The sequence below is a fragment of the Azospirillum aestuarii genome (assembly GCF_016632405.1).
In the GTDB taxonomy this organism is placed as follows: Bacteria; Pseudomonadota; Alphaproteobacteria; order Azospirillales; family Azospirillaceae; genus Azospirillum; species Azospirillum aestuarii.
In genome coordinates this window covers 389,180-408,463 of sequence record NZ_JAEPIV010000001.1, presented here as the reverse complement: position 1 = coordinate 408,463, position 19,284 = coordinate 389,180, and the positions used below count along the sequence as shown (strand labels likewise).

General features: G+C 64.6%; 18 protein-coding genes and 1 pseudogene. 9 read left to right on the top strand and 10 right to left on the bottom strand.

Annotated features, from left to right (window positions below):
• Positions 1-3: 3 nt before the first annotated feature.
• The 4 genes from hxsA to hxsD all read right to left on the bottom strand — a co-directional run bounded on the left by hxsA (position 4) and on the right by hxsD (position 3,725).
• On the bottom strand, positions 4-666 hold the full coding sequence (gene hxsA / locus JJL56_RS01880) for a His-Xaa-Ser repeat protein HxsA (protein ID WP_200483973.1): 663 nt from the start codon (positions 664-666) through the stop codon (positions 4-6).
• On the bottom strand, positions 663-1,850 hold the full coding sequence (hxsC, locus tag JJL56_RS01875; protein ID WP_200483972.1) for a His-Xaa-Ser system radical SAM maturase HxsC: 1,188 nt from the start codon (positions 1,848-1,850) through the stop codon (positions 663-665). Before hxsC ends, hxsA begins: the two co-directional genes overlap by 4 nt.
• Positions 1,850-3,292 carry a His-Xaa-Ser system radical SAM maturase HxsB gene (hxsB, locus tag JJL56_RS01870; protein ID WP_200483971.1) on the bottom strand — a complete coding sequence of 481 codons (1,443 nt, stop codon included), beginning with the start codon at positions 3,290-3,292 and terminating at the stop codon, positions 1,850-1,852. Before hxsB ends, hxsC begins: the two co-directional genes overlap by 1 nt.
• A 76-nt stretch (positions 3,293-3,368) precedes the next feature.
• A complete protein-coding gene (gene hxsD, locus JJL56_RS01865) occupies positions 3,369-3,725 on the bottom strand; it encodes a His-Xaa-Ser system protein HxsD (protein WP_200483970.1) in 357 nt (118 codons plus the stop codon).
• Between the two features lie 372 nt (positions 3,726-4,097).
• Here hxsD and JJL56_RS01860 point away from each other — a divergent pair, with 372 nt between their 5' ends.
• A complete protein-coding gene (locus JJL56_RS01860) occupies positions 4,098-5,210 on the top strand; it encodes a hypothetical protein (protein WP_200483969.1) in 1,113 nt (370 codons plus the stop codon).
• A gap of 84 nt (positions 5,211-5,294) precedes the next feature.
• Here the strand turns inward: JJL56_RS01860 and JJL56_RS01855 are convergent, their stop codons facing one another.
• The 4 genes from JJL56_RS01855 to JJL56_RS01840 form a co-directional block, all read right to left on the bottom strand.
• Entirely contained in the window at positions 5,295-5,735 is a 441-nt protein-coding gene (locus tag JJL56_RS01855; protein ID WP_200483968.1) for a hypothetical protein, read from the bottom strand.
• 85 nt (positions 5,736-5,820) lie between these two features.
• A complete protein-coding gene (locus JJL56_RS01850) occupies positions 5,821-6,183 on the bottom strand; it encodes a hypothetical protein (RefSeq protein ID WP_200483967.1) in 363 nt (120 codons plus the stop codon).
• 376 nt (positions 6,184-6,559) lie between these two features.
• Positions 6,560-6,985, bottom strand: a complete 426-nt coding sequence (locus tag JJL56_RS01845) for a Ros/MucR family transcriptional regulator (protein ID WP_200483966.1) — start codon at positions 6,983-6,985, stop codon at positions 6,560-6,562.
• A 246-nt stretch (positions 6,986-7,231) separates the two neighbouring features.
• Positions 7,232-9,688, bottom strand: coding sequence for a hypothetical protein (locus tag JJL56_RS01840; RefSeq protein WP_200483965.1), 2,457 nt, complete (start codon positions 9,686-9,688; stop codon positions 7,232-7,234).
• Between the two features lie 1,311 nt (positions 9,689-10,999).
• Here JJL56_RS01840 and JJL56_RS01835 point away from each other — a divergent pair.
• The 3 genes and pseudogenes from JJL56_RS01835 to JJL56_RS01825 form a co-directional block, all read left to right on the top strand.
• On the top strand, positions 11,000-11,395 hold the full coding sequence (locus tag JJL56_RS01835) for a hypothetical protein (RefSeq protein WP_200483964.1): 396 nt from the start codon (positions 11,000-11,002) through the stop codon (positions 11,393-11,395).
• A 452-nt stretch (positions 11,396-11,847) separates the two neighbouring features.
• Positions 11,848-12,417 carry an HNH endonuclease gene (locus JJL56_RS34055; RefSeq protein WP_200483963.1) on the top strand — a complete coding sequence of 190 codons (570 nt, stop codon included), beginning with the start codon at positions 11,848-11,850 and terminating at the stop codon, positions 12,415-12,417.
• Between the two features lie 96 nt (positions 12,418-12,513).
• Positions 12,514-12,923: pseudogene (locus tag JJL56_RS01825) on the top strand (adenylosuccinate synthetase); the annotation flags it as partial.
• 133 nt (positions 12,924-13,056) lie between these two features.
• Here JJL56_RS01825 and JJL56_RS01820 read toward each other — a convergent pair.
• Positions 13,057-13,413, bottom strand: a complete 357-nt coding sequence (locus JJL56_RS01820) for a helix-turn-helix domain-containing protein (protein ID WP_200483962.1) — start codon at positions 13,411-13,413, stop codon at positions 13,057-13,059.
• Positions 13,414-13,571: 158 nt separating this feature from the next.
• On the opposite strand from JJL56_RS01820, the gene JJL56_RS01815 reads away from it, so the two are divergent.
• The 3 genes from JJL56_RS01815 (at position 13,572) to JJL56_RS01805 (ending at position 15,222) form a co-directional block, all read left to right on the top strand.
• Positions 13,572-14,159, top strand: a complete 588-nt coding sequence (locus tag JJL56_RS01815) for a hypothetical protein (RefSeq protein WP_174449389.1) — start codon at positions 13,572-13,574, stop codon at positions 14,157-14,159.
• 58 nt (positions 14,160-14,217) lie between these two features.
• Complete coding sequence (locus JJL56_RS01810) at positions 14,218-14,586, top strand: hypothetical protein (RefSeq protein ID WP_200483961.1); 369 nt, start codon at positions 14,218-14,220, stop codon at positions 14,584-14,586.
• Between the two features lie 279 nt (positions 14,587-14,865).
• Positions 14,866-15,222, top strand: a complete 357-nt coding sequence (locus JJL56_RS01805; RefSeq protein WP_200483960.1) for a hypothetical protein — start codon at positions 14,866-14,868, stop codon at positions 15,220-15,222.
• Between the two features lie 138 nt (positions 15,223-15,360).
• On the opposite strand, the gene JJL56_RS01800 is transcribed toward JJL56_RS01805, so the two are convergent.
• A complete protein-coding gene (locus JJL56_RS01800; protein WP_200483959.1) occupies positions 15,361-16,218 on the bottom strand; it encodes a 3'-5' exonuclease in 858 nt (285 codons plus the stop codon).
• Positions 16,219-16,557: 339 nt separating this feature from the next.
• Between JJL56_RS01800 and JJL56_RS01795 the strand changes: the two genes are divergently transcribed.
• Both JJL56_RS01795 and JJL56_RS01790 read left to right on the top strand, forming a co-directional pair.
• Positions 16,558-17,436, top strand: coding sequence for an HNH endonuclease (locus JJL56_RS01795; RefSeq protein ID WP_200483958.1), 879 nt, complete (start codon positions 16,558-16,560; stop codon positions 17,434-17,436).
• Positions 17,437-17,482: 46 nt separating this feature from the next.
• Positions 17,483-19,267 carry a class I SAM-dependent methyltransferase gene (locus JJL56_RS01790; RefSeq protein WP_200483957.1) on the top strand — a complete coding sequence of 595 codons (1,785 nt, stop codon included), beginning with the start codon at positions 17,483-17,485 and terminating at the stop codon, positions 19,265-19,267.
• Positions 19,268-19,284: the final 17 nt, after the last annotated feature.

Below are 19,284 nucleotides of genomic sequence, written 5' to 3'. Positions count from 1 at the left end.
TATTCAGTTTACGATTCCTAACTTCGCCAACGTCACGTTATCCATCACCCCCGTGACCGCCAGCCCCTCAGCCCGCTGAAATGCCCGCAACGCCTCCTTGGTCCCTGGCCCCATCTTCCCGTCAATCTTGCCCTTGTAGTAGCCGAGCCTCATGAGCTCGACCTGCACCCGCATCGTCATCGCGATCGCGTCCTGCTGGCTTGCTCGAGGCGCTGTCGTGGTTCCTGAAGAAGCCGAACCGGACGCCGGTGCAGACGGCTGGTAAGGGGCGGTCGTCGTCTTCGACGGGCTAGACCAGGACGGTGTCGTTGACGTCGAGGGCGCTCTGTAGACCGGCGCCGGGGGCGGAGGTGAGTAGACCGGAGGCGAGTAGGTCGGTGCGCTGTACCCGCCCGAGCTCGAGTAATGGGAGCTATGGCTCCGATGACTGCTGTGGCTGCGGTGGCTGGAATGGCTGCGATGACCGATGTAGATCTCCGGGCCTTCCATCCGATTGGGCATCACGAAGGTCAGCGGCTGAAGCCGGGTGTTCGACGGGTGCACCTCGGGCAACAGGACCGGCAGCGGCCCCGCCTGCGCAGGCGACCAGATGCTCGACAGGGTGGCCGCTGTCGGGGCCGTCCAGCCCAGCACCTTCTTCAGGTAGTCAGTCCAGCTCTTCTTCATTCCGCTGCCTCATCGAACCCGAATGCCTTGATGCCCCTGCTCCGCCATGCCGGGCCGTGAGACGCGAAGAACCCGCAGCAGCGCGGCCGCATCGAACAGCCGTCGCAGGCGGGGTCGTAGACGTTTTTCCAATCGGAAATGCTCTGGCGGGCCAGAGGCCAAGCGACCTCGGGCAGGACGCAGAGCGGGACGTTGTAGATCGACGTCGTGATGCCTCGGTCTTGGAGATGCCAAGCCGAATCGGCCAGCGCCGGGCCATAGTCCACCGGGTCAACCCAGAGCAGGTCCCGGTTCACCTTGGCGAAGCCCATCGGCTCCAGCCCCATGAAGGCGACGTGGCCGACGAAGGGCATGTTGCGCCAGATGAACTCGGCGAACCGTTGCATGCGCGGCAGGGTCTGCGCGTGCACGACGAAGCGGATCTCGATCGCGTGTCCGCGTTCAGCCAGATTGTAGATGCCGTTGACCGTCGCGTCGAAGGCGCCCGCCGCCTGGACGACATGGTCATGGCGGGACGGCACATCGGCGTAAAGCGGAATGGCCCAGGTCGCGTGCCCGGTCGCCTCACGGACGCCATCGGCCACCGTCGGGTCAGCAAAGTTGCGACCGTTCGTCAGGATGTGCAGGCCGGTCTGCGGCAGCGCCGCCTTACAGGCGCGGATGAGCTCCGGCAGCCGTGGGCCGAGCAACGTCGGCTCGCCGCCGGTGAAGCCCAGCTGCGGCAAATTCCGATCGATGAGCGGGATAAGCTCCAGGACTTCTCCGACGCGCCAGAGGTCGTCGTCGTCGCGCGGGGGTTGGCTGCACATCAGGCAGCGGCTGTTGCACTGCTCGGTCAGGAACAGGGAATTCGCGTTCGCCCCGCGCCGGTAGAGCACGCTCAGCTGTCCGCTGTCCGGCCGCACCCGGACCACGTCGCCGGGCTTCACGACCTCGGTATTGCTCAGCCCGCAGATAACCGGCAGGACATCGTCTGGCAGCCTGTCGGTGGCATCCGGCCGCATTACGGCAGCGAAGCCCAGGTCGCGCAGCACGCCGGTATCGACGTCGACGCCGTCATCCAGGTGAACGGCAACCTGCTCATGACGCACGTCGCCCCGCAGCGCTTCGCCAAGGTCGAGGACCTTCAGCAGCTGCCGGGATAGGTCGCCCGAGATCACCGCCCTGGTGTGCAGCGGAAGCATCAGGCGGCCTCCGCGCCGGGCAGGCACTGGACAGGCCTCTGGGTCACCCAGGATGTGAAGGTACTCATGACGTGTGGGTCGGCTTCGGCGAGGTAGCGAAACAGGATACTGAAGAGGCCGGTGTGCTTGGCGCAGTGCTCGTTCGTCGGCCGGTGTCCGACGGGATCGCCCTCGCGTGTCAGGTTGAACACCGGATCGGCGCCGCAGTACGGCAGAAAGGCGCAGTCCGAACAGCCGGGCAGCGCTTCAGCGACGCCGGTGGCGAGGAGCACCTGCATCGCTTCGGATGCCATCAGGTCGGCGTACCGGTCGTGGACGCTGCCGAGCCGGAACGTCTGGTCGCCCATCTCGGCGAGCATGCGGCTCTCGTCCGAGGCGTAGACTTGGCCATCGTAATTGTAGACTAGGGCACCCAGCCCGGAGCCGGTCGGCGATCGCAGGTCCGCGTAGCCCGTCGGGAACGGCGTCAGGATGTGCGTGAGGAGGATCACGGTGTAGGCCTCCTGAAGGCGGATCCCCTCGCGGTTGAGCTTCAAGATGTACGCGAGCGCGCGCTCATAGAAGCGCAGGAACTCCTCGGTCGTGTAGCCGATGCGCTGCGCCGAGCGGGCAGCGAAGCCGAAGGGGCTGAGCGGCCGCAGGAAAATGGACGGGAAGCCAAGTCGGACGTATTCGTCGATGATCGCTTCCGGGTGTCCCAAGCTGGCCCGCGAGAGCGTCGTCAGGGCGGACACGGCATGCGGTCCCAGGGCCGCCCGCGTCCGATCGATTGCCTCGACCGTCCGCCGGTGGGAGTCCCGCCCAGGCATCGGCCGGTTGGCGTCATGCAGTCCTGCCGGTCCATCCAGTGACGTCGACAGCTGGAAGCCGTGCTTACGGAAAAACGCCAGCATCTCGTCGTCCACGAGGTGCAGCGTCGATGTCATCGTGTAGGTGAAGCAGCGGCGCTCGGACAGGTTCCGCTCCTCGATGGCTTCGACAATCTGCCGGATCCTGGGGAACGCGAGCAGTGGCTCGCCCCCCTGGAACTCGACGGTTATGGTCCGGGACGGCGCCTCGAAAATGCGGTCAATGGCCGCCAGAGCCGTTTCCTCGGACATGTCGAAACACGACTCGTCGGGTGCCCGCCGCGACACCTGACAGTATCGGCACGAGTGATCACAACGCAGCGTCACGACGAACACGTGGAGCGCCGGGCCGGATCGCAGGAAGGACTTGCGCGTGCGGTACTTCGCGGCGACGAGCCGGATGGCGGTCGAGGCATCCCCCTCCACCAGGAAGTGCTTGGCCTGCAAGTTCGCGTAGGTGTCGGATGCCTGATCCATTACGCCCGCGGCAAAGGCACGGAACTCCGTCTCGGTCAGAAACTCGAACTCTCCGACCTCCGACGTCACCAGCACCTTGCCAGCAACACCGGGGACGCGCGCAAACCGGAACGGCAAGTGCCGATACCCCTGCCCCACCGGTCGGAATTCATTCAGGGGGGAGAACGGTGCACGTCCAGCCACAGGCAGCCCCTTACCGCCGAGTCGCCGAAGGGCCGCCCGCTTCCACGAGCGCGGCTGTGACGATGGCATCCCTGACGGTACGGGTGTTCGCCTCGATGCTGGCCCGCAGACCGAAATCGATCAGGGCGTTCCCGAACTCACCCTTGAGGTGATCGAGATCCGCCGCCGCTTCCTTACGGCGAAAGCCGATCAGAATTGAAGATTCACCCTCGCTCTGAAGCCAGAATTGGCAGCGGTCGGTGAAGGCGTAGCAAGTGCGGAGCACCACCTCCCGCGGGAAGACGGCCGTGTCGACGCACAGCGAAAACTCGATGCCTAAGGGAGGCGCCGGGTTGCTTCGATCGAATACAACGGCAACGTCAGGCATGGCTCTCGATCAATGGCTCGGGCGTTTGGCATCAGGCCAAGCCGCCTATTCGGACGGCAAACGGTCGCAAAGTTTAAGGCGTCTTTCAACCAATTTTGAGGCGTGTGACAGATCTTGCTCGCGCTGGGTGGCGGCTGCATACGGGAGTATTCCTCCGCTACAAGAATTTACCGAGACACGCCTTATTCAATGGTGTTTTCCGCGGCATCGACGTTGCTTGGCGATACCATGAAGACTGATCGGTTACGAGCCGGTGCCACATGTGCTGAGAGCGCAGCTTTAGCACCCGCCACCCTTCGCCGAACGCACCTGTTGCCGATGCTGGCCCCTGGCCCATTTTGCTGAGCAATCAGCAGTTCATTGGGGCGTTCCATGGCGCGACGGCGGACCGTCCGAGGCGATGAGGCAGCCGAGGTCATCCAAGAGGCCCGGCGTATTCTGAAGGACAAGGACACGGCGGCGCTCGCCGATAGCGCGACACTTGGCGCTCTCGAGGAGGCTGCGTCGGACGATTTCGATGAGACGTTCTCTGCGGAGAAGGTCGCCGCCTTGCTTGCGGCCGATGTTTGGCGGACACTCAAGAACCGCTTGGCACAGCGCCGCTCCCAAGAACGTGCCGTCGAGGACGGGACGGCATCGGTCCATGTGAGGCTGCCACCCGACATCGTGCAGGCCTTGTCCGGGATCGCTCCATCCCCTGTGGAAGCCATCCGCCAGCTTCTGGCAGGCTCCGGCACCGCGGTGCCGGAGCCGGGGTCGGAGGAGTTCTGCCGCAGCCGCCTCTGTATGCCGGAGGTGCCGTTGGCGGATCCCGGGCGCTGGGAGTGCAGGACCTGCGGCTTGGTCGGCCGGGCGGACTGGCCGTTCAACAGGCACATGATGTTGCTGTTGGCGGCGTCCGCCGATCGGACGGCATCGCTGCGCGACGTGGCAGCCGACATCTATGAGCGGTTCCCCGGAGGCTTGCGGTTCACCACAGTGGCCTGGGCTGCCGACCAGAGCGACCTGCCGCGCCGCGAGCGACGCCAAGCCAAGGCCGAACGGTCAGCAACGCTGAGCCGCCTTGCCGATCATGGCTTGCTGGAGGAGGCGCCCGGCCCGCGTGGAGGCGCGGGCTACCGAACGCTCGAGGAACCACCGGAGTGGTTGGCCGACCTGCTGGTCGAACGGCGCGCCGAGCACGAAGCCGAGGAGACCGCGCGGCAAGCCCGCGCCGTAGCCGTCCAACGGGCCATCGCCGAAGGACTGAGCTACACCACGGAAGCCGGAACCGTCACCCACATCGAGCAAACCGAATATGGCCTGGAACTCGTCTTCCCGGCGGCACCCGCCGTCGAGGTCCGGGAGACCATGAAGCTCGATGGCGACTGCAAGTGGGACCCCGACCGGCGGCGCTGGCTCCGCATGCGGCCGGTCGCATCCGTTGAGCCGTGGTTGGCGGAGGCGATCGAAGCCGGTGCGACTGTGCTGCCGCGCCTGCCCTAAGACAACGCCGACCAAGCAGGACAACATCCACCGCCCGCGCGGTCCCATCCACACTGGCGCTGTTCGCACTGGCGTCTTTCGGTCTTACTCCCACACCTGCGGCACGCCATAGCGCTCGCCCAAGCCGCGGCGGTGGAACTCCGCGCAAATGTCGAAGATCATCTCGAACGGCGGGTTACCGTTGGCAGGCTTGCCAAGGGCATAGACGGCGTCCTGAGTTCGCACCAGCATCCGATCCAAGTCGAGGATCCGAACGCCGGATGTCCGCCGCAGCTTCCCCGTCTCGGAGTTCTCTCCATACACGAGCAACAGGTACCGATCCTCGGTGAGGTCGCGCAGTACGACAGCCCGCCAGTCGTCGAGCGTCGCCGCCACCGCCGCATCTGCATCGATCAAGCCGTCAACGGCGGCAAGCTCCTCGGCGCTCGCCAAGCCGACCTCGAACTCGTCACGGCGCCGTCGGATGATGTCGCTGAGCGACGAGGGGATCTGTTGCCGCAGGTCCTCCGTCATGTCGGCACCCATGCTTTCCTGATTTCTATGTCAAACAGGCGCAGCCACCGTTCGTCCAGCGACGCCTTGTCGTCTTTCACCAACATCAACGCCTACCTCAGCAGCTGCCCGCGGGAACCATCTCTGCCAAGTCGTCGTGGTGTGGGTCCCTGCTCTTCAGAGGAACCCCGCGCCTCACGAGTTCGGCGGCGGCGCCCACGCAGACCCCGGCGATCTCCGCCCTCGCCTCCTCCTCATCGGCCGGATAGGTGCGCTTCTCCGGCGCCGTCACCATGGTCCACTCCGCGTCGCCGACCATGCGCATCCAGGTGCCGCGCCCGTCCTCGCCGGAACGGAATTCAGCGGCCGCCGCCACGGCATCGTCGTCCGAGGTCAGCAGCATCGTCCATCGCCAGCCGGACACCCCATGCCGGGTGATGGACAGGCGGATGCTGATGTGTTGGTTCTCCTCGATGCTCACTGGACTCTCCTGGCCTGCTCGGACCGGAAAGTCGGTGATCAGGCGTTAACAACCTCCTATTGGGTGGTGCCGCAGTTCGTCGGCGCCGACCTTCTGGCTCAGGTGAACGGCGACACTGCTTCCACTGGTCGGCCTGTCACGCCGAAAGCAGAAGGCTGTCGTCAGCGCTGGAGGGCGCAGGCGTCCCCTCGAATTTCGACAAGGGCGCGGTGCGCTTCAACATGGAGCGGGGTGCGACGGCTGAGGGGATCGACGAGGCGGTCCGACGGCTTGCACGGCTTGACTGTCTGTGAGCGGGACAGTCTTCTTCCCCACACCGGACCGTCGAACATCAACCTGGCCAGCCACGGGTTCATGGCTGGCCACCCTGCCCACCTCAGGCCGCCTTCTTGCGACCAAGACCGATGTGCTTGGCAAACTCGCTGCGTCGCGTGGCATAGTTTGGAGCGACCATCGGGTACTCAGCGGGAAGTCCCCACTTGGCCCGGTACTCGTCCGGCGACATGCCGTAGGTGGTCCGAAGGTGGCGCTTAAGCATCTTCAGCTTCTTGCCGTCTTCCAAGCAGACGATGTAGTCCGGCGTGACCGACCTGCGGATCGCAACCGCAGGCTCCTGTTTCTGCTTCTGCTGAACGGGAGCCGTCGGCTGCCCAAGCTGAGAGAGAGCCGCATGAACAACGCGGATCATCTCCGGAAGTTCGTTCGTCTGGACACGGTTCGCACTCACGTACGCAGAAACGATCGCTGCGGTCATCGAGGTAACGTCAGCAGCTTGCCCAGGAATACTGATATTCTGATCCATAACAGGCCTCTCTTTCACGAAACATATTCACAACGGCATCTACAGATCGCAAAGCACCAGGATGGCCAGTGCTATAGCTCACGAGTTCCATCTAACCTTTATTCTGATTCATGATCGGATTCAGGCGCAAGGGGATCTTGCGAAAAAAATCACGCACCCAATCAGAACCTCCGCCTCAAGGTTCAGGTCAGCGCGACTGAAAGAAGCTGTTGTAATGATCGCCACCAGCGCCTGAGCAGACGATGATTAGCCGACCTCTACATCAGGGATGAGATGACCAAGGCCGAGTTGCTCGGCAAGAGCTTCAACGGTCGTTCGCAAACGGTCACCAACCGCGTAGACCAAGCTCTCGCGATCGTCGCGGTAGTTGCTGGCACGCATCGCTTCAGCCACCGTCATGACAGCTTGTTCGAACGCCGTGCGCTCGGCTCCTTCCGGACAGCGCAGGCCATCCGGGATCCCCTCAGCGCGGACCAGGATACAGATGCGCAGCTTGGAGCGGACCTCGTCGCCCTCCCCCAACTGCTTAGCCAGCGCGGGCAGATAGAACTTGGTCAAGGCATTCAGTGGCCCGCTATATGATTCCCTGGCGGGCAGCAAGGCCATTGCCCGCTCCAGCTGCCCCAGCGTACCGCTGGCGACCGGCACGACTGGCGACTTCATCGCCGGGGACGCGGCTGTTGTCGACGCTACGTCAGGCTGCGGGGCTACCGGAACCGGAACAGTGGTCATGGGGGTGGCCGCCCCGGCACCGAAGCCCCTGAACGGCCTGGTAATGACCGCATGCGGCCGGAACGGCTCCGCTGCGGTCGGGACTGAAACCAAGGTGGCGTCCACGTCTGGCTGAATGCCCGGTGCAGGGAACGACGCTTCGGTCTCCTCGCCCTTCTCTCGTGCAAGCAGATCCGCCCGGAGCATAGCTCGCGACTGCGTCTCTTCGACCACGGCGTCCTGAGCGTCGCGCAGCGCATCTGCAAGCAGGCGCGCAGCGCGACGCTGCGCTTCTTCCAGATCGTCGCCATCCCCTTCACAGGCCATCGCGTCCAATGCCCCCCGCCAGAGAGCACTGGTATCTCCGGCGTGCGGGTGTTCACGGGTAAGGACCGCTTGGGCAAGGCCAAGGTGCGGCAGGCCATCTCGTCGAAGAACTTCCTTCATCAAGCGACGAGGAGCGTCAGCGAGATCGCGGGCATAGGCCATGGCGACACGGCCCAGGGTCCGCTCGGCGTCGCTGGTGGATTCGCTGATCAGCTTTGCCAGTGAGCGCCGGATATCCTTGGCGTCGACGCGGGGGAACGAGGGGATGCCCTGCTCGGTCACGACATCGGCATTGGCGACCGTGATCGGAGCGGCCACCGCAGCCAAGGTGCCGGTGCTGACGGGAAGCGAAGGAAGGTCGACGGGAACCGGCTGACCGACATGCCACAGTTCGGCTTCGGCTGCCTTCATGACCCTGATCTCCGACTCCTTCCTGAAGTCCTCGCGAGCGGCCCGGTCCAGCTCAGCCTCGTGCTGCCTCCACATGGGTTCGGTCATCACGCGGCCGTCGTCAGTCCAAGCGTGAATGTTGGCACCGGCATAGCCCTTACGAAACAGCCAGCGGCGCACGCGAGCGGCCTTGGCCACGTCCACTTCGGTTCCGCTCAGCAGCCACGTATGGCCGCCGACCGCGAGGCGGGCCAAGGAGTCCACGAAGGCTGAAAAAGCGAGCCGGACGCCACCGGAGAGGTCCGCACGCACAGCCAGCGGCGGCTTCACACCCTGATCAAGGGCGTGCACATAGACCAGCCACTGGCCGATGAGCTGCTCTCCGGTGGTTGCAGCGCCCACAGCGCACAGGTAGTGGACGGCGCGGTGGGCCCAGAGTCCCGGCAAGACCATCCGTTGACCCTGCATCGGGCCGTCAAACACCCTCACGGCGCGGAGTGCAGCCCTGCTGGCGTACGGGACCGAGTAGCTGGTGAGAGGGTTGAAACCGTCGGCGATCAGCTTTGCCACCGGCTGCTTCGCTGGTTCGGCCGCCACGGCCAGCACACCGTCGTGATCGACTACGACACGTCGATCGGCACGAACCCTCGGGTGTGCCCACAGCAAAGCGTCGGCGACTTCAGCGTCGACGTCGGCCGCGGGCGGCAAGCCGAGGAGGCTGCGCAGACGCTCGCGTGACCAGGAACGCCAAGCGTTCTCGTCGCGCCGCACGGCAACACCTTCGAGTGCGATGAACAGACGCAACGCCGCAGCCGACGGTGCCGCACGGACGACATCGACCGGCAGCCGGATGTAAACACCCTGGTTCCGCCAAGCGTCAAGGGCGCGGTCGACACGGATGACTCCGTCGGCGAGCTCGTAGACAAACGCTGCGCCTTTCGGCAGACGCTTGTGGCTGTCAGCCCATTGAGCGGAGGACAAGCCACCGGCGCGGCACAGGGCAGCCTCGGCGGACTTCTTGGTGATCCCCGCTGACCGCGCCAGAGCCGACAGACGGATTGTCGTGCGCCCGGCTGACCAGTAGGCCGCCAAGGTCAAGTAGACCGCCCAGGCTTCGAGGTCCATGCTTGGCCGGGCAAGGGAGGTCTCCATGTCGAGGGCGGCAACGACACCAAGGCCCTTCTCCCAATCCTCGGCTCGCCCTCGCGCGGTCGCGACGACACCCTTGTGGTCCGTGTTCGGCCGGGGATGAGTGATGTTGCGCGTACGTGCCATGGTGGTGGACTCAAGGGAACCTTGTATCAGTGTTCGGCATGCGACCTCTGATCGCAAGGACCTCGTGATCGGCCTCCTAAGCCCATGCAACCTTCAGGTCGGCATGTCGGCTGGCCCAAGCCCCGTACATTCGCTGAAGCAGACTGCAAGGCAGGCGATTTTTCCGTATGAAAATGTGTAATTTCAGTCCCTTACAAGAAACTCAAGCCCCAGAATAAAAGAGAATTTAGTCGGCAGACCCTGCCTCCGGCGCGGACCGTCCGTGGATAGGTCAGGCTGATCCCCAACTCGGCCTACCAAAGCACCAACCCACTGGTCACTCCCCCGGCAGAGAAGCAGCACCTAAGAGATGTCCCAGTCCTCGCTCCACCGGGTCGCCACACCAGGCGAACTCCGTCCGCAGCGATGGGCAAGGACACCCTCGGCGGGGGCTGGCGCGGCCCAAATGGGGCCTGCCAGTCCGAGGGACATACAGGACACCTTAGCAGGCTACCTAATTCTCTTTTATTCTGGGGCTGAACCGGCTCATAAACCATTGTTTTACAAAGATAGTCTACGGAAATTCGTTGCTGACGCGACCAGCGGCGGTTCCTCTCACCGGAGAGTGCCGCGCGTCGCCCAACGACCGGCTGGAACGGAGCCGGAGACGCGCCATGTGCCATGACTGTCGGCAGTCCCTCGGAGTTCTGCTAATGCGGTCCGAATCTACGTCCGCGCACCCCAGGCTAACGGCGCCCTCACAACCAGTTTCTAGTTCTCTTTTATTCTGGCCCTTATTTTTCGTATAAGCCCATGAAATATAAGAAAACAGTATGAAAAAATTCCTCTCAAGCTCCAATGCCATTCCCGGAGCATGGTGCGCGCCGCTGTCCAGCGGCAGCCCGACACAGATGCACGCTGCTGGTCAGCTGTTTTTCCCGATGAGCCCCCCTTAGCCACGCCCCCTTAGCCACGGTGTCGACCGAGCTGCTTCCACATGCCCACGACGTCACCGCGCCCCGGCCACCCCCGTGCGCTGAACATCCACAAACACACTGCACTGGCCGGGTTCGGCAGCCGAAGGTGCCGTCACTCTTCGACTGCGATCTCCACACCGTCACTTTGATCGCAAGGATTGTGGCTCATCAACAATTTTCCATGGCACAGAGAACCGAACCGGGGCACGATGCTAGAGGCACCGGCGCTCGGTGCCTTGCGTTTCAGGGAGCGGCGATGGGAGAGGTAATCCAGCTTGCAAGCAGGCGCAGGCAGAAGGCACCGACGGCGCCTTCAAGGTCAGCAGCACCACTCGCCGCTGATCTGTTGGGGCGCTTGGCCAACGGCGAACTCCGCTGCATCGGGATGCACGCGCTTCCGGGCAGAGGGCACAAGGTCGATCTGGACCTGTGGAACGGGGTGCACCTGACCTTCACCTCTGAAGCAGTCAAGCTGCCGCCGGAGCGGATCGAGCTGGCTCTGCGCGCCACAGCAGCTCAGCTGCGCCAGCAGGCCGCTGAGGGCGGCATCTTCAATGAGGGGCCGTTCCGCGGTCGGTGGCTCGAGGCGGCCCACGGCCTGACGGCGTCCATACAGTTGTCGAACGGCACGGCGGCGTGCACAAACGCGGTAGAGGACGCGGCCGAGGCCTTGCTCGCCTTCCAGGCTGCGATGAAGCTGTGGGCGGCCGCTTGGGACACCGCTGAGGGCCGTCAGCGTGTTGGCTGGTAGTCCCAGGACATCATAGCCAGACCAATCACTCTCAGGCTCTGCGTGGATCGAGTCCACATGTCCTGGACAGGCGTGTCGCCGCCCAGGCCCTGTTTCCAGAAGCCGCCAGCGCTGATACCTTCACGAGCAGAACGCCCCGACCCAAACCCCGAACATGCCGCTGCTGTACTACTGGCGTGGCGACAACTACGCCCGCGACCTGGACTTCGGGGTCGCGTACCACCTGAACCAGGCGAATCCGCTGCTCCATGAGGTCGAGCTCGGGGACAGCCTGTGGGCGTTCACACGGCGGCGGGACGGCGTCTACGTGCTGGCGGCCGAACTCGTCGCCTCCGCCAAGACCCTGAACCCCAAAGGCTACCGATACGGCCCTTACCGGCTCTGGGGCGACCTTCTGGGGCGACCTGCGGCGCTCACGGTATTTCAAGGCCGACGGTCAGCCCGACATCACGATGTTGATCCGCAGGCTGTCGGTGCGCGCAGGCGGCGCCGTACTCGGCCGAGCGTTCCAGGGGCATGCGGCCGTCCGCCGTCTCACCGAGGCCGACCATCAGCTGCTGGCCGCCTACGCCGCAGAGATGCCGCTCGAGCCGCGCGCCCGCCTGGTTCCCGAAGAGCGCTTTGAAGCCCTGCTGCTGGCCGGGGATGAGGCCGCAGTCGCGGCCTTGATGCGGGACGAGGAGCCCGGCTTGGCGGAAGAGCGACGCCGGTACCTGATGACCGAGGCGGTCCGGCGTGACCGGCAGCATGTTGAAGCCCTGCGCGCCTTGTACGACGGCCGCTGCCAGATCTGCGAATGGGCTCCCCGCGCCCGCTACGGAGCCGACATCTGCGAAGGGCATCACGTCCGGTGGCTCAGCCGCGGCGGCCAGGACGACCTCTCGAACATGGTCCTGATCTGCCCAAACCACCACCGAGTCCTGCACCGTGTCGACGCCCCCTTCGACTTTGCGGCCGGTGGTTTCCAAATAGGACAAGCCATCGAACTGTTGGCGCTGGTTCATCACGACATCGCCGCCTGAATAACCACACATCTTCCAGCTATCAATCTCGCTCGACTGGGATGCGCAACAGCTGACGTACTGCCATGCCGTCTCGGCCAAGAGCGTGGTGCGTATCCGCCTGGGCAGCCGGTCTGGGAGCGCCTCGACCAAGCGCGCAAGGCGGGCCGCCGCATCCTGTTCGAGGGCGCGCAGGGTGCCGTGCTCGATATCGACCACGGCACCTGTCCCTACGTGACCTCGTCCAACACGGTGGCCGCCCAGGCCGCCGCGGGCTCCGGCGTGGGCCCCAAGCAGATCGGCTTCGTGCTCGGCATCGCCAAGGCCTACATGACGCGCGTCGGCTCGGGCCCGTTCCGGGGTAGCAGAACAGCACATACGGGGCGCGCAGCTGGGCGCAGCTCCCGGCCACCGCGGTCAAGTTCACCCGTTGCCTGGAGGAGCTGATTGAGGCCCCGATCACGCTGCTGTCCACCAGCCCGGAGCGTGAGGACGCCATCCTGATGCGCGACCCGTTCGCGGATTGACGAGTCTCCGCACGCACCGGGTCAATGCAGCCTGCACCCGTACATGCGGAACCTCTCGGTATCCGACGCTCAGCGTCACGTGAGGCTGAGCTGAGAACACCACGGAGTGTAGCTGACGCCAAAAGCGGCGTGATCAGCCTTCCTTCTCGGCGGGGCGTCCGCGGCTTCGGCGGTCCTCGACCAGTACCTCGAGCATCCGGACCACAGGACGCAGGTCGTCGACCTCCATCGCCTCGGCCGCCGCGGTCAACCGCGCCATCAGGGCTTGGCGTTCGCTTGAGGCCTCGCCCTGCTCCGGCAGCAGCAAACTGTCGGTGGTTGCGCCAAGGACGGAGGCGATCTTCACCAGAGTTCCAAGGTCGGGTTCATGCCGATTCTGGATATAATGCCCGTACCGCCGTTCGCCCAGCCCGGCTCGCCGGGCCACCTCGGTGTCCGTCAGCCCCAAGGCTTGCGCCCGCTCGCGCAGTCGTTTTCCGAGCCCTTCCATGCATCCGGTGTGCCCGCGACACCGCGCCCTGGTCTACGTAGACTTCCTACTTTCAACCGTAGAAATGCTGGGGTATATGATGTAACCCGCTACGCAGTCAGGGTGGTGCGGCGCATTCCACACGGTCGAACGAGTTTCTGGAAACCGAGGACAAGTTCATGCTCAAGACGATAAAGGGAAAAATTGAATCGGTCGGCCCCAGCCGCGGCACAAAAGACGAGACTGTTTATGATTATATTAGATTTCTGAATAATAATGGCGAGGTGGTGCTTGTTAAGTCCGTAAAGACAAGAAGCACTGTGGATTCGTACATTCAGCCGGGTGAAAATGGGGTGTTCTTCTTGTACGGCAATGGCCCCCACCTCCTTCTGGCGGCTCAGCTGGGGGATCGCTTCGCAAGCGATTTTGAAGGCTTCGTGGAAGACCGAAGGATTGGAAAGATTGTCACCACGTTGGCGTTTTTTGGACCCGTCGCCCTCATCGCATTGGGGGCTCTCGTCGAGGGGGACAAAAGCGGCCTCGCTACCGTTGGCGTGTTCGCCATTCTTCCGTGTTGGGGATTCGGACTCTTTGCTTTTCTCCCGGCGTTCTTGTCATCAAAAGTACCGTCTGCCGAACAATTCGAAGCCGCCCGTGCTGCCGCTTTGGGAGGCCATGCTCCGAGTCCCTCCGAAAAGTCACCCCGGCCCAAGCGTCCTGACTGGTTCGCCGGGCTGGAGCGAAATTTTGATAAAGGTTCCAAGTAGTAGCAGCGTGCGTACAAGGTTCGTATTGGTGGCATTCTTTGGCTTGGCGGCCTTGACCATGATTGTGGTCGGTCCCGTCTCGCCCGCGCTGGCCGCCGACCATGCCGAGCGCGCCAAGGGCAAGGAAGTTTATGAGGTCGTGAAGGATCAGGCGGTGCTGGACGCGGTGCGCAGGATCATGCCCGCCCCGAATTTCAAGGTGTGGTCAACCTGGGCCAAGCACGGCGTCAGCGCCCCCATGGAGGAGCGCGACGGCATCGTGTTCGGTTTCGGCTGCCAGCCGCATAACTGCTCGACTGTCCACGCCCGCCTTGCGCTCGACCATAATGGCAACGTCTGGGCGTCACTCACCGAGAACGGCCGGAACACGGCCTACTACGGCAACCCACCCGACAGCGTGAAGTCGGTGCTGACCATAGGGGACTGATCATCAGGGGACTGTTCATCGGGCCACACTCTTGTGTCAGCGGACAGTCACGCTAAACCCGCAGACATCAATGCTCAACAGACGCCGGTCCGGTGACCTCAACATGTCGGCGCCTCACCGACCGCTGGGACCGGCGGACGACCAGGAGACGGCACGCCGACATAGTGACGCCACGACGCCAGAGCGAGCTGGAATGCCCCTGAGCGCTGTCCCTGTTGCCGCCACTCTTCCCGATGCCAGCACGGTCGCCAGCCAACCGCGCTTCTGGAGGCTCTGTTCATGACCGCCATCTATCTCAGCTACATCGTCGGCATCCCGGTACTGACGGCCATCTTCTGCGTCGTCGTGCCCCCGTGGGGTTTTCGCGACGGGGACATGGTGACCGGAATCCTCGCCATTTTCCTGTTCTTCTGCTGGCTCATGGGCGGAGCCATCGGATTCTTCATCCCACAGTGGCTCGCCATCCAGTACGGCGATGGCACCTTGGGAGCCCTCGGCCGCACCGCCCAGATCGTCGGCGCCCCGTGCGGCTTTATCATCGCGCTCCGGGGGTCCTTCCTGTTTGCAACCCTTGGACTGCTGGCCGCTGGGGTGGGTGGCATCATCAGTCTCGGCATTTGGGTCATCAACGGCTGACGTCCCTACCCTGGCACGTCCGCGCCGAGCCCTTCAGGCGGCGTACGTCTGTGACCGCCTTGACCACCGCCGCATTGGAGAAGTTCCGGGCAGTTCACTGGTGCCGCTGGAGTGCGGCTGCTGAGTCCTCCCCCGGTCCTACTCGGACAGCACGTGCTCGCTCTCCAGATGCCGATCAGCGCCGTCGGCCAGCCTAATGACTGGGGGCTCAGGGACCAGCAGGGGCATCCCGCGCCGCGCGGCGCTCTCGGCCCACATGTCCAGGAACACGCCCAGGTGAGCGCGGTCTCCGCGCTCACGGGAGAGGAGTTCGAGCAAGCTCTCCAGGCTTCTGTTGTGTCCGGCGGGCGTCGTCCGGCCGGAGAGCAAAGCGTAGCGGACGTAGAGGGCAAACGTGTTCAGCACGTCACCTTCGCAGTACGCACGCACGTCCGCGATGCGCCCTTGAGCGACCATGTCAGCGACCTCGGAGCCATGCCCGCCGATCTTGCCCGGCAGCCCCATCGACCGGCACACGTCGTCGAGACCACCGAGGTTTCGCGTGGCACCGAAATCGCTGAGCACGTCGTACAGGTCACAATGCCAGTCCGCGCTGTAGCGCTGGCCATACGTCGACCATTTGTCTCCCGCCTTGTACCAAGACTCGGCCGCGACGCCGTGGAACAAGGCGCGGAGCTTGAGCAGCGGCAGGTCGAAGCCCCGTCCGTTGTACGTGGCCACCCGCGGCTTTCGGTCGGCGAACCACCTCCAGAACGCCTTGAGGATCTGAGCTTCGCTGTAGTCTTCGCGCCCACCGGAGCGCACGCCGGTAACCCGATACCATTCGTATCCGGCGTCCTCACGGACGATCTCCGCCTCGACAAAGGAGACGGCGACGACGCGGTGATACGGCAGCTTGGGGAACGCCGCCGGATCGGCGTCAGAAGGAAGGAGATCGGTTTCCGGGACCGTCTCGACGTCCAGGCAGGCCAGCACCGAGTGAAATTGCTGAACCATGCCATCTCCCGTCCGGGTTGATTCCACTGCGGAAGCTACATGACAACTTCCGGAACCAGCAATCGGACTGTCGTCCTAGAGTGCCAACGCGGATGCACTCAACCTGATCATCGGGGCCCGAGCCACAACACCTGCGTACCCTTCCTGGAGAGCATCCGTTGAGAAGTCCCAGGGTACCCGTTTCCATGCCTGGGAGGCTCCTCGATCACCACCCCAACCCTTCAATCGCCGTGTCATCTGGAACGGAACCTGATAAGCTGAATGCCCTGACTTCAATGCAACCACGCAATGCACGATCCCGACGCCTCTTTCCGGCTTGCCGCCTTCGAACGCCTTCGGATGCTGAAGACCATCCATGGAAGTGCGTTGCCGTGGAGCGCCATCGCCGAGGGGTTCGTCTGCGGCACCGAACAGGTGCGGTTTGCCAGCGCGGCTCAGGGCATCTTCAAACCGGCCCAGATGAGGGGCGTGCTGAGCGTCAAGACGGTCGTCCCCAAGCCGGGCGGCCGCGTCTGGTACCATGACCAACTGGAGTCGGACGCCAAGCTCGCCACCGCCACAGACACCCTCGCCTACGCCTTCAAGGGAACGAATCCCGACGATCCGCAGAACCGGCTGCTGCGTGGCGCAATGGATGGACGGCTTCCGATCATTTACTTCTACGGCGTGGCACCCGGTGCGTATGAGCCGATCTTCCCCACCTACGTGGTCGACTGGAACCCGAGCGACCTCTCCGTGAAGCTCGCCCCGAAGCCGGTGGCCGACCAAGCCACCCTGTGGATGCCGCCCGGCGCCGAGGAACGGCGCTACGCCCTGCGGCAGGTCAAGCAAAGGCTGCACCAGTCCTCCTTCCGCGAGCGGGTGGTCGCCGCTTACGAAGGACGGTGCGCGCTGTCCGGCCTGCCCGAGCTCCGGCTGGTGGATGCGGCGCACATCATCCCCGACAGCGACGAGGAGCTGGGGCAACCAGACATCCGCAACGGCATTTGTATGTCAAAGCTGCACCACGCTGCGTACGACGCGGACTTGATCGGCATCGATCCCGACCACCACATCCACATCTCCGAGCGGCTCCTGGAACTGCACGATGGCCCGATGCTCGAGCTCGGCATCAAGGGGCTGAAGGGGCAGGTGATTCGCTTGCCCCGCGAGGATCAGCTGAAGCCGGATCCCGAGCGGCTGGCACTTCGGTTCGAGCGGTTCAAGAAGGCCGCCTGAGCACCCGCCCCCTTTCTTCTCCGTGCCCCTTTCCGTGACTGGCCCGATGCCGACCTCCACAACTCCAGAAACCTCCAACACCGGCACGGCGCCCATGGGGAATCCGGTGGCCGCGTACGACCGTCGTGCTTCGGAACTCGCCAGCCAGTACGAGACGGTCGGCTTCGACGAGGTCCACGCCGACATCCTGGATCTGTTGCCGCCACCAGGAGCGACCGTTCTCGATGTCGGCGCTGGATCCGGTCGCGACGCGGCCTGGCTCGCGGCCAAGGGACACGACGTTGTCGCGGTGGAGCCATCCGCGGGCATGCGTGCAGAGGCAGTACGGCGGCACGAAAGCGGGCGCATCCGCTGGGTCGATGACCGCCTGCCTGGGCTCGAGTTCGTCCACCGCCTCGGTGTGACTTTCGATTTCATCCTGCTCAGCGCCGTGTGGATGCACGTGGCACCGGCGGACCGGCCGCGGGCGTTCCGCAAGCTCGTGACCCTGTTGAAGCCCGGCGGCCGGATGGTCATGAGCCTGCGGCACGGCACCGCCGACCCGGAGCGGGCCATGCATCCCGTCAGCCGGGCTGAGATCGAACGCTTGGCTGCCGAACATGGTGCCATGGTGACGCAGGCCAGCCGGGCGCCGGATAGCCTCGGACGCGCGGATGTCAGCTGGGAGACCCTTGTCGTCCAGCTCGCGGACGACGGCACGGGCGCCCTGCCCTTGATCCGGCACATCGTGCTGAACGACGCCAAGTCCAGCAGCTACAAGCTGGCGCTGTTGCGCGTGGTCGCGCGGGCTGCCGACGCCTCGCCCGGGTTGGCCATGCTGGACGGCGACGAGGCGGTGGTCCTCCCCCTTGGCCTTGTTGCGCTGTACTGGGTGCGCACGTTCCTGCCCTTGGTCGGCGCCGACCTGCCGCAGACCCCGACCAGCCGGAACGGTGACGGTCTCGGATTCGTCAAGGAACCATTCCGGCGCCTGGGCGGCACGGCCCCTCCGGAACTGCGTGTCGGTGCGCATTTCCAGGGGGATACGGCCACCGCTCTCGCCGCGGCCATCCGTGATGCGGCGAACACCATCACCAGGATGCCCGCCACCTACATCACCTACCCGGGAAGCGACCGGCAGGTTTTCGGGGTGACGCAGAGGCGCTCGCCCCGGATCGCCGGGTCCCAGGTGCTGGACGCACCGTACCTCTGGTCGCTCGGGGACTTCCGCATCCCGTTGAACGTCTGGCACGCGCTCACCCGGCTGAACACCTGGATCGAGCCTGCCCTGACGGCGGAGTGGACGCGGCTGATGCAGCGCTATCTGGCCAGTCAGGGCCGGTCGGTCCCTGAAGGCCGTATCGCGGAGGCCATGGCTTGGCTCGATCCGGAGCGCGGGACCGCCGAGGTTCGGCGCCTGACCGCGGCCATGCTGGATGCCGGGGAGCCCGTGTATTGCGTCTGGAGCGGACGCAGGCTCAAACGGGACGGGCTCGATATCGACCACTGCCTTCCGTTCGCGGCATGGCCGAACGCGGACCTGTGGAACTTGATGCCCGCTGATCCGCGGGTGAACCGGCACGGCAAGGCTGACCGCTTGGTCTCCGCCGAACTCCTGGACCGCGCTGGAGAGCTGATCGTCAGCTGGTGGGAGCGCGCCTACCTCCGGCACGGAGATGTTCTGGCCAGCCGCTTTGGGCGCGAGGCTTCGGCGTCGCTCCCGGTGGGCGTGGCGCCGGGCGGGCCCGTCGGCGCCGGAGAGGTTCTCGAAGCGCTGGCCGCCAAGAGGCTGATGCTCAAGGTCACCCAGCAGCTTCCGGAGTGGCACGGTCCTGCGGGCGCATGGAAGTGAGGTGAGCCGGATTTGCG

Bases quoted from the DNA above. Each gene is read 5' to 3' on its own strand.
- JJL56_RS01805 (WP_200483960.1), top strand. From the start codon at position 14,866: ATGACCGCCATCTATCTCAGCTACATCGTCGGCATCCCGGTACTGACG.
- hxsC (WP_200483972.1), bottom strand. From the start codon at position 1,850: ATGCTTCCGCTGCACACCAGGGCGGTGATCTCGGGCGACCTATCCCGG.
- JJL56_RS01795 (WP_200483958.1), top strand. From the start codon at position 16,558: ATGCTGAAGACCATCCATGGAAGTGCGTTGCCGTGGAGCGCCATCGCC.
- JJL56_RS01860 (WP_200483969.1), top strand. From the start codon at position 4,098: ATGGCGCGACGGCGGACCGTCCGAGGCGATGAGGCAGCCGAGGTCATC.
- JJL56_RS01840 (WP_200483965.1), bottom strand. From the start codon at position 9,688: ATGGCACGTACGCGCAACATCACTCATCCCCGGCCGAACACGGACCAC.
- JJL56_RS01820 (WP_200483962.1), bottom strand. From the start codon at position 13,413: ATGGAAGGGCTCGGAAAACGACTGCGCGAGCGGGCGCAAGCCTTGGGG.
- hxsD (WP_200483970.1), bottom strand. From the start codon at position 3,725: ATGCCTGACGTTGCCGTTGTATTCGATCGAAGCAACCCGGCGCCTCCC.
- JJL56_RS01800 (WP_200483959.1), bottom strand. From the start codon at position 16,218: ATGGTTCAGCAATTTCACTCGGTGCTGGCCTGCCTGGACGTCGAGACG.
- JJL56_RS01810 (WP_200483961.1), top strand. From the start codon at position 14,218: ATGATTGTGGTCGGTCCCGTCTCGCCCGCGCTGGCCGCCGACCATGCC.
- JJL56_RS01855 (WP_200483968.1), bottom strand. From the start codon at position 5,735: ATGGGTGCCGACATGACGGAGGACCTGCGGCAACAGATCCCCTCGTCG.
- JJL56_RS01790 (WP_200483957.1), top strand. From the start codon at position 17,483: ATGCCGACCTCCACAACTCCAGAAACCTCCAACACCGGCACGGCGCCC.
- JJL56_RS01815 (WP_174449389.1), top strand. From the start codon at position 13,572: ATGCTCAAGACGATAAAGGGAAAAATTGAATCGGTCGGCCCCAGCCGC.
- JJL56_RS34055 (WP_200483963.1), top strand. From the start codon at position 11,848: ATGTTGATCCGCAGGCTGTCGGTGCGCGCAGGCGGCGCCGTACTCGGC.
- hxsA (WP_200483973.1), bottom strand. From the start codon at position 666: ATGAAGAAGAGCTGGACTGACTACCTGAAGAAGGTGCTGGGCTGGACG.
- JJL56_RS01845 (WP_200483966.1), bottom strand. From the start codon at position 6,985: ATGGATCAGAATATCAGTATTCCTGGGCAAGCTGCTGACGTTACCTCG.